9 protein-coding genes and 2 pseudogenes are annotated in these 12,593 nt (G+C 72.2%); 8 read left to right on the forward strand and 3 right to left on the reverse strand.

From position 1 onward, the window contains the following. Nucleotides 1-43: 43 nt before the first annotated feature. Nucleotides 44-940: pseudogene (locus tag VO99_RS31550) on the forward strand (AEC family transporter); the annotation flags it as partial. On the opposite strand, the gene queG reads toward VO99_RS31550, so the two are convergent. Next, complete coding sequence (gene queG / locus VO99_RS24900; RefSeq protein WP_046115651.1) at nucleotides 850-2,046, reverse strand: tRNA epoxyqueuosine(34) reductase QueG; 1,197 nt, start codon at nucleotides 2,044-2,046, stop codon at nucleotides 850-852. The pseudogene VO99_RS31550 and the gene queG overlap by 91 nt on opposite strands. Between queG and tsaE the strand changes: the two genes are divergently transcribed. Both tsaE and VO99_RS24910 read left to right on the forward strand, forming a co-directional pair. Beyond that, nucleotides 2,029-2,520 (forward strand): tRNA (adenosine(37)-N6)-threonylcarbamoyltransferase complex ATPase subunit type 1 TsaE, encoded by a 492-nt coding sequence (gene tsaE, locus VO99_RS24905; protein ID WP_046115666.1) that lies wholly within the window; start codon nucleotides 2,029-2,031, stop codon nucleotides 2,518-2,520. The genes queG and tsaE overlap by 18 nt on opposite strands. Next, complete coding sequence (locus VO99_RS24910; protein WP_083440913.1) at nucleotides 2,517-3,917, forward strand: N-acetylmuramoyl-L-alanine amidase; 1,401 nt, start codon at nucleotides 2,517-2,519, stop codon at nucleotides 3,915-3,917. Before tsaE ends, VO99_RS24910 begins: the two co-directional genes overlap by 4 nt. Before the next feature lie 77 nt (nucleotides 3,918-3,994). Here the strand turns inward: VO99_RS24910 and VO99_RS24915 are convergent, their stop codons facing one another. Beyond that, nucleotides 3,995-4,645, reverse strand: a complete 651-nt coding sequence (locus VO99_RS24915; protein ID WP_046115653.1) for a DedA family protein — start codon at nucleotides 4,643-4,645, stop codon at nucleotides 3,995-3,997. 43 nt (nucleotides 4,646-4,688) lie between these two features. On the opposite strand from VO99_RS24915, the gene mutL reads away from it, so the two are divergent. From mutL to VO99_RS24940, 5 genes are all read left to right on the forward strand, one after another. Further along, entirely contained in the window at nucleotides 4,689-6,611 is a 1,923-nt protein-coding gene (gene mutL / locus VO99_RS24920) for a DNA mismatch repair endonuclease MutL (RefSeq protein ID WP_046115654.1), read from the forward strand. Between the two features lie 151 nt (nucleotides 6,612-6,762). Further along, the gene (locus VO99_RS24925) at nucleotides 6,763-7,356 is read left to right on the forward strand and encodes a DJ-1/PfpI family protein (protein WP_046115655.1); all 594 of its coding nucleotides are present in this window, start codon (nucleotides 6,763-6,765) and stop codon (nucleotides 7,354-7,356) included. Between the two features lie 80 nt (nucleotides 7,357-7,436). After that, the gene (locus VO99_RS24930) at nucleotides 7,437-9,098 is read left to right on the forward strand and encodes an acyl-CoA dehydrogenase family protein (RefSeq protein WP_046115656.1); all 1,662 of its coding nucleotides are present in this window, start codon (nucleotides 7,437-7,439) and stop codon (nucleotides 9,096-9,098) included. Nucleotides 9,099-9,209: 111 nt separating this feature from the next. After that, nucleotides 9,210-10,757, forward strand: coding sequence for a methyl-accepting chemotaxis protein (locus VO99_RS24935; protein WP_046115657.1), 1,548 nt, complete (start codon nucleotides 9,210-9,212; stop codon nucleotides 10,755-10,757). Nucleotides 10,758-10,890: 133 nt separating this feature from the next. Beyond that, a complete protein-coding gene (locus VO99_RS24940) occupies nucleotides 10,891-11,775 on the forward strand; it encodes an alpha/beta hydrolase (RefSeq protein WP_083440914.1) in 885 nt (294 codons plus the stop codon). Here the strand turns inward: VO99_RS24940 and VO99_RS31015 are convergent. After that, a pseudogene (locus VO99_RS31015) lies at nucleotides 11,772-12,593 on the reverse strand (hypothetical protein); the annotation flags it as partial. The gene VO99_RS24940 and the pseudogene VO99_RS31015 sit on opposite strands and share 4 nt — an antisense overlap.

The raw sequence follows: 12,593 nt of genomic DNA on the forward strand, positions 1-12,593 counted from the left end.
TGTGAGGAGCGGCGATCATAGGGCGCATGGCAGACTGCCATCGATGCACACCGCCCTGCTCCTGCTGCCCGACTTCCTCCTGATCGTGCTGGGCTTCCTGGTGTGCCGCTACACCCTGCTGGACCGCAGCGTGTGGGACGGCGCCGAGCGGCTGGTGTACTACCTGCTGTTTCCGGTGCTGCTGTTCAACGCCATCGTGCGCAATCCGCTGCAGCCCTCGGCCCTGGCCACGCTGGGCGTGGCGGGCCTGGCCATCGTGGGCACCGGCATCGTGCTGTCGATGGCCCTGGGCCGATGGCCGGGCGTGGATGCCCGCATGCATGCCTCGGGCGCGCAGGTGGCCTTCCGCTTCAACTCGTACATGGCGCTGGCGCTGGCTGAGCGGCTGGGCGGCGCACCCGGCGTGGCCGCCGTGGCCCTTCTCGTGGCGGTGGCGGTGCCGGCCTGCAACATCGCCGCGGTATGGCCGCTGGCACGCCACGGCGGGCACGGCTTCCTGAAGGAGCTGGTGCGCAATCCGCTGATCGTGGCCACGCTTGGCGGCCTGGTGGCCAGCCTGCTGGGCCTGAGCTTCCCGCCCGCCGTGGCCACCACGCTGGACCGCATCGGCCTGGCCGCGCTGCCCATCGGCCTGATGGCGGTGGGCGCCGGCCTGCGCTTCGGCGCGCTGCGCGATGCGCCCCGGCTGGCTGCCGCGCTGCTGGGCATACGCCACCTGGTGTTGCCGCTGGTGGCGGTGGTCTGCGTGCGCTTCACCGACCTGGCACCGCTGCAGCAGCTGGTGATCGTGGCCTTCTCGGCGCTGCCCACCGCGTCCAGCTGCTATGTGCTGGCCGCCCGGCTGGGCGGTCATGCCAGCTTCGTGGCGGGGCTGGTCACGCTGTCCACGCTGCTGGGCATGGTGAGCGTGCCCCTGGCGCTGGGCGCCCATGCGGCGCTGGGGCCGTTGGTGGGGACCCCGTTGCGTTGAGCCAGCGCCCAGTCGATGTGCTCGCGCACCAGCGGCGTGGCGGCATCGCGGGCTGACCGCAGGGCAGCGGCGATGGCCTCGTCGCCGGTGGCCCGCCAGGCATTGCCCAACGCCACGGCCAGGTTGCGCTGCCAGCGCTCGTGGCCGATGCGACGGATGGCGCTGCCTTCGGTGCGGCGCAGGAAGGTGGCCTCGTCCCAGCACCACAGCTGCAGCAGCGTGGGCGCGGCCAGCTCCGGCCGCACGTCGAAGTCGGGCAGCACCGCGCGCTGCGCATACTTGTTCCACGGGCATACCAGCTGGCAGTCGTCGCAGCCGTAGATGCGGTTGCCCATCGCCGCGCGCAGTGCTTCGGGGATGGGGCCCGCATGCTCGATGGTGAGGTAGGAGATGCAGCGCCGCGCATCCACCACCCCCGCGGCGAGGATGGCCTGCGTCGGACAGATGTCTAGACAAGCGGTGCAGCGGCCGCAATGCGGCGTCTCGGCTTCGGTCAGCGGCAGCGGCAGGTCGACGAACAGCTCGCCCAGGAAGTACATCGAGCCCGCATCCCGCCGCAGCGACAGCGTGTGCTTGCCGCGCCAGCCCAGGCCGCTGCGTGTGGCCAGGGCCACTTCCAGCACCGGCGCCGAATCGGTGAACACGCGGTGGCCGAACGGTCCCACCGCTTCGGCCAGGCGGTCGGCCAGCTTCTGCAGCCGCGCCCGCAACACCTTGTGATAGTCACGACCGCGTGCATACACCGAGACCGTGGCCAGGCCAGGCATGCCGATGCGGCGCCATTCCTGCTCGCGCCAGTCGGGGCCGGCGCTGGACGGCAGGTAATCCATGCGGGCGGTGATCACGCGCACCGTGCCCGGCACCAGCTCGCTCGGCCGCGCGCGCTTCAGCCCATGGGCGGCCATGTAGGCCATGTCGCCATGGAAGCCGTTGTGCAGCCACTGCAGCAGGCCGGCTTCGGCGTCCTGCAGGTCCACGTCGGCCACACCGATCTGGGAGAATCCCAGCTCCTTTGCCCACGCGCGCAATTGCTCCAGCAGTGCCTGCCCGTCGATGTCGTGAAGACGCTCCCGCATCGCCCCATTCTAGAAACCCGCCTGCTGCACTGGCCCGACGAGGCCGCCTGCGCGGCCGTCGCCCAGGCGCTGGCTGCCCAGCCGCTGCTGCGCGATGCCTTCATCGAGCTGCACGGCCCGCTGGGCGCGGGCAAGACCACGCTGGTGCGCCACCTGCTGCGTGCACTGGGCGTGCAGGGCCGCATCAAGAGCCCGACCTATGCGGTGCTGGAGCCCTATGAGCTGGCCGATGGACTGGCCGTCTCCCACTTCGACTTCTACCGCTTCGAGGATCCCGCCGAGTGGGACGACGCCGGCTTCCGCGACGTGTTCGCGCAGCCGGGGCTGAAGCTGGCCGAATGGCCCGAGAAGGTGGCCGCCGCCCTGCCGGTGCCCGACCTGCGCATGGAACTGCAACCCCAGGATGACGACCAACGCACCGTGACGATGCAAGCCTGTACTCCCCGCGGCCAAGCGCTGCTGCACGCCCTGTGAGCCGCGCCCTGACGAGCCGCAGGCACCTCCTGAAGCAGGCCGGCGGCCTGGTGCTGTTGCTGGGCGCGGCCGACCTCGCCTTCGGTGCCGGCATCGTGGCGGTGCGCGTGTGGCCGGCCGATGCCTACACCCGCGTCACGCTCGAGAGCGACCAGCCGCTGGCCGCGCGCCACCAGCTGCTGTCCGACCCCGAGCGCATGGTGGTGGACATCGAAGGCCTGGAGCTGAGCCCGCAGCTGCGCGAGCTGGTGGGCAAGGTGCGGGCGGACGATCCCTTCATTGGCGGCATCCGCGTCGGGCAGTACCAGCCCCGGGTGGTGCGGCTGGTGATCGACCTGAAGCAGGCCACCGCGCCGCAGCAGTTCGCGCTGGCGCCGGTGGCGGCCTACCAGCACCGGCTGGTGTTCGACCTCTACCCCACCCAGCCGATGGATCCGCTGCTGGCGCTGATCCGCGACAAGGAAGCCTCCGAGCGCGATGCGGCGCAGACGGTGCAGGACGCGCTGGGCGAATTCATCGGCAAGGTGGGCACGCCGCCACCGGTGGCCGCCGCGCCGGTGCCGCCGGCCGCCGCTTCCGCACCCGGCCTGCCGCCGCCGGCCGCGCCGCCGGTGGTGGCTGCCGCACCGGTGCCGCCGCCGGTGACCGCCGTGCCCGGCCCGCGGGCCGCGCTGCAGAACAAGATCGACCGCCTGGTGATCGTGGCGCTGGACCCCGGCCATGGCGGCGAAGACCCCGGCGCCATCGGCCCCAGCGGCCTGCGCGAGAAGGACGTGGTGCTGTCGGTGGCCTTGCAGCTGCGCGAGCGCATCAATGCCATGCCCGGCATGCGCGCCTTCATGACACGCGACGCCGACTTCTTCGTGCCGCTGCACGAGCGGGTGCAGAAGGCGCGGCGGGTGCAGGCCGACCTGTTCGTGTCCATCCATGCCGATGCCTTCATCACGCCGCGGGCACGCGGGGCCTCGGTGTTCGCGCTGTCGCAGGGCGCGGCCACCAGCACCGCCGCGCGCTGGATGGCCAACCGCGAGAACGCGGCCGACGTGGTGGGTGGGGTGAACCTCAAGTCGGCCGATGCCCAGGTGCTGCGCACGATGCTGGACATGAGCACGCATGCGCAGATCAAGGACAGCCTGCGCGTGGGCGGCGAGGTGCTGGGCGAGCTGGACCGCGTGGGCAAGCTGCACAAGCCGCGGGTGGAGCAGGCCGGCTTTGCGGTGCTGAAGGCGCCGGACATCCCCAGCATCCTGGTCGAGACGGCCTTCATCTCCAACCCGGAAGAGGAAGACAAGCTGCGCAGTGCCGAGTACCAGCGCCAGCTGGTGCGCGCGCTGGCCACCGGCATCCAGCGCTACTTCGCGAAGAACCCGCCGCTGGCGCGCAACCGCCAGCTGTGAGCCGCGCGGGCGGCGCGGACCGTTCGGCCGCCGGGCCGCCCCAAGGCTGAACGCGCCCCCCTGGGGGGCAGCGAGCGTCAGCGAGCTTGGGGGCTGACCTGTCTCGCGCGCCAGCCGCCAACAAGCGCGATGACGCCGGGGATGATGATCATGGCCCAGATGATCTTGTCCAGGTGCTGCTTGACAAACGGGATGTTGCCGAACAGGTAGCCTGCCAGCGTGATGCCCACCACCCACAGCAACGCGCCGGCCACGTTGTAGGCGGTGAACTTGCCCCGGCTCATCGCCGCCACGCCGGCCACGAAGGGGGCGAAGGTGCGGATGAAGGGCATGAAGCGGGCGATGATGATGGTGATGCCGCCGTGCTTCTCGTAGAAGCCGTGGGCCTGCTCGAAGGCGCGCTTGTTAAACCAGCGGCTGTTCTCCCAGCCCCATACCCGGGGCCCGATGGCCCGGCCGATGGTGTAGTTCAGCTGGTCGCCCAGGATGGCGGCGGCCACCAGCAGCGCCATCACCAGCGGCAGGTTCAGCAGGCCGGCGCCGGCCAGCGCACCCACCACGAACAGCAGCGAGTCGCCGGGCAGCAGCGGCATCACCACCACGCCGGTCTCGACGAAGATGATGGCGAACAGCAGCGCATAGACCCAGGTGCCGTGGTCGGCCACGAACTGCGCGAGGTGCACGTCCACGTGCAGGATGAAGTCGATGAGGGCGGCGAGGAGTTCCATGGCGGCGGATTATCGCGGTGCAGCAAGTTTCTAGAATGACCGGATGAGTTCCGTCTCCGAAGCCGTTGCCGCTGCCGCCGCGCCCCGCCGTCCCATCCGCGAGCTGCCCGACGAGCTGGTGAGCCAGATCGCCGCCGGCGAAGTGGTGGAGCGGCCCGCCTCGGTGGTGCGCGAGCTGGTGGACAACGCGCTGGACGCCGGCGCCACGCAGATCCACGTCAAGCTGGTGGGCGGCGGCGTGCGCAGCATCGTGGTGGAGGACGACGGCGCCGGCATCGAGCCGGCCGAGCTGCCGCTGGCGCTGCGCCGGCATGCCACCAGCAAGATCGGCTCGCTGGACGACCTGGAAGCGGTATCCACCATGGGTTTCCGCGGCGAGGCGCTGGCCGCCATCGCCTCGGTGGCCGACGTGTCGCTGCTCAGCCGCACCGCCGGTGCGCCGCATGCGGTGCGGCTGGATGCCCGCTCCGGCGAGCTGTGCCCGGCCGCCCGCGCGGTGGGCACCAGCGTGGAGGTGCGCGAGCTATTCTTCAACACGCCGGCGCGCCGCAAGTTCCTCAAGAGCGATGCCACCGAGATGGCGCATGCGCTGGAGTCGGTGCGCCGCCACGCGCTGGCGCGGCCGGACGTGGGCTTCGCGGTGTGGCACGAGGGGCGGCTGGTGGCGCAGTGGCGCGCGGCGCGGCTGGACCAGCGCATCCGCGACGTGCTGGGCGAGGACTTCCTGGAAGGCAGCCGCGCGGTGGCGCACGAGGCCGGCCCGCTGGCCATCCAGGGGCGCACCGGCTTGCCCGAGACGTCGCGCGCGCGGGCCGACCAGCAGTACGTGTTCGTCAATGGCCGCTTCGTGCGCGACCGGCTGATCGCCCATGGCGTGCGTTCGGCCTACGAGGACGTGCTGCACGGCCAGCGGCAACCGGCCTATGTGCTGTTCGCCACCATCGCGCCCGAGCTCGTGGACGTGAACGTGCATCCCACCAAGATCGAGGTGCGCTTCCGCGACGGCCGGGCCGTGCACCAGGCGGTGCACCGCGCGGTAGGCGGCGCGCTGGCGGTGTCCCGGGCCGGCGAGGCCACGGCCGGCGCTGGCCTGCTGACCGCCGGGCCGCAGCCACCGGGCGCCACCGCGGAGGCCGCCGCGGACGCGCCTGCGCAGGCTGCGGCCGAGTCGTCCGGCATCGCCCCGCGCCTGCCCGCCTGGCTGCCCGCCGCCCAGGCCGGCGCCAGCTTCGTGCGCATGCCGCGCAGCGATGGCCCGGCCCAGGCGGCGCTGGCGCTGCAGACCGCCGCGCTGCTCTATGCGCAGGAGCCGCCCGCGCCGTGGCAGCCGCGGCCCGGCTCGGCGGTGTCCGCCGCCGCCGAACCCGCGGCCGACTGGCCGCTGGGCCGCGCCATCGCCCAGATCGGCGGCGTGTACGTGCTGGCCGAGAACCGCCAGGGCCTGGTGATCGTGGACATGCATGCGGCCCACGAGCGCATCGTCTACGAGCGGCTGAAGGCCAGCGTCGGGGCGGCTGCCATCGAGTCGCAGCCGCTGCTGATCCCGGCCACCTTCGCCGCCTCACCCACCGAGATCGCCGTGGCCGAGAGCCAGCGCGAGACGCTGCTGGCCTTGGGCCTGGACCTGGGCCCTCTGTCCCCCGGCGTGCTGGCGGTGCGCGCCCGGCCGGCGGCGCTGGCCGGCGGTGATGCGGTGGCACTGGCCCGCTCGGTGCTGGCCGAACTGGCCGAGCTGGGCGACGTGGGCGCCGCGCAGGTGCTGCAGCGCGCCCGCGACGAGATCCTGGCCACCATGGCCTGCCATGGCGCGGTGCGGGCGAACCGCCAGCTCACGCTGGACGAGATGAATGCGCTGCTGCGCGACATGGAGCGCACCGAGCGCGCCGACCAGTGCAACCACGGCCGGCCCACCTGGCGTCAGCTGGGCATGCGGGAGCTGGACGCCCTCTTCCTTCGCGGCCGTTGAGTCGGCGAGGTTTGCTGCACTGCGGCAACCATGAGGCGTTGTCCTACACGCGCGGGCGCAGCGTCCCGACAGCGGCGCCTAGGGAGTGACCCTTAGTCTTGTGCCCATCGTGCTGCGTGCAGTGCCCCAAGAAAAGCCAGGAGTGAGCGTCATGAGCTTCGAATCCACCTCTCGTCCCGTTGCCACCAGCCACGGCAGCGCCTCGCCTGGCCTGCAGGCGCATGCGCTGCTGGGCACGCCGCGCCAGTGGCGGGTGGCGATGCTGATCGACGATGGCGTGGACGAACTCTGCGTGGCCCGCCTGATCGCCGAACTGGACCGCGCCGGCGCGCAGGTGCAGCTGGTGGCGCCGCAGATCGCGCCGGTGAGCACGCAGCTGGGCGGCATGCTGTCGCCGGAGCACAGCGTGGCCGCGGTGTCCGCCGCGGACTTCGACGCGGTGTGCGTGCCTTCGGGCCTGTTCTGCGCCGAGACGCTGCAGCTCAGCGACGAGGCTTTGAGCTTCGTGCAGCAGGCCTACGAGGCGGGCAAGACCCTGGCCGCGACCGGCGAAGGCGTGCAGGTGCTGCGCGCGCTGGGCTTGCCGGTGGAGGGCGGAGACGCGCTGGACGAGCCGGAGCCGGGCGTCATCGTCGGCCATGGCGAGCACTGCACCTTGTCCAACTTCGGCCGCCGGCTGGCCAAGCGCCTGTCACGCGAGCCGCAGCGCCCGCCGCGCCGCATGCTGCGCGCCCTGGCCGCCTGACCGTCTGCGGGCCGGCCCCCTGGCGCCGTCGGCGCGGGCGCAGCATGCTGCACGCCCGCCCTGGCGCCAGGAGTGATGCGATGGCCGGCCAAGCCCCTCTCCCTTCAGACCCCTTCCCGCACAACCAGGTGCCTCCGCTGGAGGACTACAACCTGTATGCCGCCGACCCGGTGCTGCAGCAGGCGGTGCGGCGAGCCGGCGCCGATTGGCACGAGCCGGCGCTGATGCGCCAGGGCGCCGAATACGGCGCGGCCGCCACGCTGCAGGCGGCCGAGGATGCCAACCGCCATCCGCCCGAGCTGCACACGCATTCCCGCACCGGCGAGCGCATCAACCTCGTTCGCTTCCATCCCGCCTGGCACACGATGATGGCGATGGCGCGGCGCAACGGCATCGCCAACCTGCCCTTCTTCGACGACCGGCCGTCGGCCTGGGCCGCCCGGGCGGCGTCGCACATGCTGCACTGCCAGACCGAGTCCGGCTCCAGCTGCCCGACCACCATGACCCATGCCGCCATCCCGGTGCTGCGGCGCAACCCGGCGCTGTATGCGGTGCTGGAACCGCTGCTGGCGTCCACCGGCCACGATCCGGCCGACCGGCCGCCGGCCGGCAAGCGCTCCGTCACCGTGGGCATGGGCATGACCGAGCGCCAGGGCGGCAGCGACCTGCGCAGCAACCTCACCGAGGCGGTGCCGGCCGGCAGCGGCGAATGGGGCGACGAAGTCCGCATCACCGGCCACAAGTGGTTCTTCTCGGCACCGATGAGCGACGGGCACCTGGTGCTGGCGCGCTGCGGGGATGACGGCCTGGGCTGCTACTTCATGCCGCGCTGGCAGCCGGACGGCCGCCGCAACGCCATCCACATCCAGCGGCTGAAGGACAAGGTGGGCAACCGCTCCAACAGCAGCGCGGAGGTGGAGTTCCACGGCGCCTGGGCGGTGCGGGTGGGCGAGCCAGGCCGCGGCATCGCGCACCTGATCGACATGGCCAGCCTGACGCGGCTGGACTGCGCGTTGTCCAGTGCGGGCTTCATCCGCCAGGCGCTGGTGCAGGCGCTGCACCATGCCCGCCACCGACGGGCCTTCGGCCGCCGGCTGGTGGGGCAGCCGCTGATGGCCGCGGTGCTGGCCGACCTGGCGGTGGAATCGGAAGCGGCCACGCTGCTGGCCATGGACCTGGCCGCGCGCCATCCCGGCACCGATCCGCTGGACCGCGCCTGGTGCCGGCTGCTGGTGCCGGCGGCCAAGTTCTGGATCTGCAAGCGTGCGGTGGCCCTGAGCGCCGAGGCGATGGAGGTGCTGGGCGGCAACGGCTACGTGGAAGGCGGCCCGCTGGCCCGGCTGTACCGCGAGGCGCCGGTCAACTCGATCTGGGAAGGTTCGGGCAACGTGATGTGCCTTGACGTGCTGCGGGCGCTGCAGCGCCATCCGGCGGAATCGGCCGCGGTGCTGCAGCAGCTGGCGCAGGCGGTGGCCGGCGCGCCGGCCGTGGCGGCCACCTGCGGCGCGCTGCAGCAGCTGCTCGGCAGCCCGCCGGCCGAGGGCCTCGAGCCGATGGCCCGGCTGCTCACGCAACGGCTGGTGCTGCTGGCGCAGGCCGCGCTGCTGCTGCAGCACGGCCGCCCCGCCACCGCCGCCGCCTTCATCGACAGCCGCTTCGGCACCGAATGGGGCGCGGTCGCCGGCACTTTTTGCCAGCCCGCAGGGCGCAGCGCCCTGCTGGAGGAGGCGGTCAATTTGTAACGGCTGCCTGTTTTGCCGAAAAGTCTGCACGGGCCTGCCGATAAGAGTCAGGCCCGCCGGAAGACGCACTCGCCGGGGGTATTCCACCCCGTAGTGCAGTAGGCAGTCGATATGCGCAGCAATCTTCCGGTCAGTCAGCGTGAGTACACCTTCCCCGCTGACGCGACGCTGATGTCCACCACGGACACCTCCGGTCGCATCACCTACGCCAATGCGGCCTTCGTGGCGGTCAGCGGCTTTGCAGAATCGGAGATCGTCGGCCAGCCGCACAACCTGGTGCGGCACCCCGACATGCCCAAGGAAGCCTTCGCCGACATGTGGGCGACGTTGAAGGCAGGCGATTCCTGGACCGCGCTGGTGAAGAACCGCCGCAAGGACGGCGACCACTACTGGGTGCGCGCCAATGCCACGCCGGTCAACCGCAACGGCCAGACGGTGGGCTACCTCTCGGTGCGCACCCATGCCAGCCGCGAGGAAGTGGCCGGCGCCGAGGCGCTGTATGCCGATTTCCGCGAAGGCCGCGCCGGCAACCGTGCCTTCCACAAGGGCGTGATCGTGCGCCGCGGCTGGGCCGCGATCACCACGCTGCACAAGACGATGCCGGTGCGCTGGCGCCTGCGCCTGCCGATGATCGGCATGGCCGCCGGCGCCGTCGGCACCGTGGCCGCGGTGGCCGGTGCGGCCGCGCTGCCGGTGGCCGCGCCCGTCATCGGCGTGCTGGCCGCGGCCGCGCTGTGGATGCAGGAGGCGCAGGTCAGCCGCCCGCTGGAAAGCGTGATGGCCCACGCCCGCCGCGTGGCCAGTGGCGAGGTCAACGGCCAGGCGATGGACCGGGTGGACGAGATCGGGCTGACGATGCGTTCGCTGAACCAGCTGGGCCTGATGCTGCGCTGGATCATCGACGACGTGGCCGAGCAGGTGGTGACGGTGGAACAGGCCAGCGGAGAGATTGCCCAGGGCAACGTCGACCTGAGCGACCGCACCGAGCAGGCCGCCGCCAGCCTGCAGCAGAGTGCCGCGTCGATGGAGGAGATGAGCTCCATCGTGCGCAACAACGCCGAGGCTGCCGAGCGCGCCACCGCCCTGTCCTGCAGCGCCAGCGCCGCCGCCCAGGAAGGCGGCGAGGTGGTGCAGCGGGTGACGACCACGATGCAGGGCATCACCGCCAGCAGCAAGCAGATCGGCGAAATCATCGAGGTGATCGACGGCATCGCCTTCCAGACCAACATCCTGGCGCTGAATGCCGCGGTGGAAGCCGCGCGCGCCGGCGAACAGGGCCGCGGCTTTGCGGTGGTGGCGGGCGAGGTGCGCAGCCTGGCGCAGCGCAGCGCACAGGCGGCCAAGGAGATCCGCAGCCTGATCGGCACCAGCGTGGAGCGGGTGGAGGAAGGCGGCCGCCAGGTGGTGCATGCCGCCGAGGCGATGGACAAGATCATGGGCCAGGTGCGGGAGGTGCAGTCGCTCATCTCCTCGATCAGCGAAGCCACCCGCGAGCAGACGGTGGGCATCGGGCAGATGAGCGAGGCGGTGAGCATGCTGGACCGCAACACCCAGCAGAACGCGGCGCTCGTGGAGCAGTCGGCCGCGGCCGCGCAGAGCCTGAGCAACCAGGCCCACCACCTGGTGGATGCGGTGTCGGTGTTCCGCGCCCGCGGCTGAATCGGCGCCGTCCGCACACGCTTGCATGAAGCATGTTGCTGCAGTGCAAACGCGGCGGGATGTCCGCCGCGGCCTGAGGAAAATCCGCCGCGCCGGCCGGCGCGCGGCACGGTGTGTGCAAGCATCGCGGCCCATGCGTCAGGTCGTCCAGGTTGTTTCAGGGCTGTGCCGCCAGGGTTGGGCCCAGTTGTTCGGTGTGCTGTTCATGGCTGCGGTGGCGGCCGGCTGTGCTTCTCTCGACGAGCAGCAACGCACCTGGATCTTCCAGCCCACGCCCGGCACCTGGTGGGGCGGCGACCTGGAAGCCGCCGAGTTCCAGGACGTGTGGATCGACTACGTGCCCACCGGCGGCTGGCATGCCGGCAAGCCGGTCAAGCTGCACGGGCTGTTCCTCCCCCAGCCGCGGCCGGATGCACCGGTGATGCTCTACCTGCACGGCGCCCGCTGGGACGTGCGCGGCAGCGCCAACCGCATGCAGCGCATGCATTCGCTCGGCTTCTCGGTGCTGGGCATCGACTACCGGGGCTTCGGCCGCAGCACCGCGGTGCTGCCGTCGGAAACCATGTCCTACCAGGACGCACGGGCCGCCTGGGACTGGCTGGCCAAGCACCATGCCGGCTCGCGGCGCTTCATCTTCGGGCACTCGCTGGGCGGCGCCATTGCGGTGAACCTGGCGCAGGAGGTGCCCGACGCCTCCGGCCTGATCGTGGAGAACACCTTCACCTCCATCCGCGACGTGCTGGGCACCATGCGCTGGGGCTGGCTGCCGGTGGGGCCGCTGCTGACGCAGCGCTTCGAGGCCGGCGAGCGCATCGCCCGCGTCAAGGCGCCGGTGCTGGTGGTGCATGGCAGCGAAGACCAGCTGATCCCGCCCGAGCTGGGCCGGGCGCTGTATGAGCGCGCCACCGCGCCCAAGCGCTTCCTGCTGGTGGACGGCGGCACCCACCACAACACCAACGACCTGGCGCAGCCGCAATACCGCACCGCCATCGCCGAGCTGTTCGGGCCCACCCTTTAGGCGGATTGACGAGCGGGGCGTGGTCCAATCGCCCCCTTGCCGGCCACTTTCTGGCCGCGCCTTGTCACATGGCCACCCTGAAATTGAAGAACAAGCCGGCAGCTGCCGGCGCCGGCGACCGTTCGCGCGCCCCCTTGCGTTCCGCCACCGCTCCCCGCCGCCAGCGCACGCTGGCCGAGGCCCAGGCCGACCGCGCCGCCCGCGAGGAAGCCTTCCGCGGGCAGGAGCGCGGCCCCGGCCGGGGCGATGACCGCCCGCGCCGCGACGGCCCGCCGGATGCACGCCCGCAGGGTGACCGGCCCCGTTTCGACCGCGCGCGCGACGACCGGCCCCGGGGCGACCAGCCACGGGGTGACCGGCCGTACGGTGATCGTCCACGCACTGATCGTCCGCAAGGCGACCGCCCGCGCTTCGACCGGCCGCGTGATGACCGTCCGCAGGGCGACCGGCCGTACGGCAACCGGCCCCAGGGTGATCGGCCGCCAGGTGACCGGCCCTACGGCAACCGGCCGCAAGGGGACCGGCCCCAAGGCGACCGCCCGTACGGCGACCGCCCCCGTTTCGACCGGCCTCGCGACGACCGGCCGCATGGCGACCGGCCGCACGGCGACCGCCCACAAGGCGACCGCCCGCGCTTCGACCGTTCCCGCGACGACCGCCCGCGTGGCGACCGCCGCGATGCCGGCCCCACAGGCCGCCCGCCGCGCGAAGCCGGCCCGCGCGACCGGCCGCCGCACGACGCCAGCGGCTATGAAGGCCGCCCGCGCGGCCCGGCCACCGGCTTCGGCGACCGCCCGCAGCAGCGCCACGACCGCCCG

Source organism: Aquincola tertiaricarbonis (genome assembly GCF_000969605.1).
In the GTDB taxonomy this organism is placed as follows: domain Bacteria; phylum Pseudomonadota; class Gammaproteobacteria; order Burkholderiales; family Burkholderiaceae_C; genus Aquincola; species Aquincola tertiaricarbonis.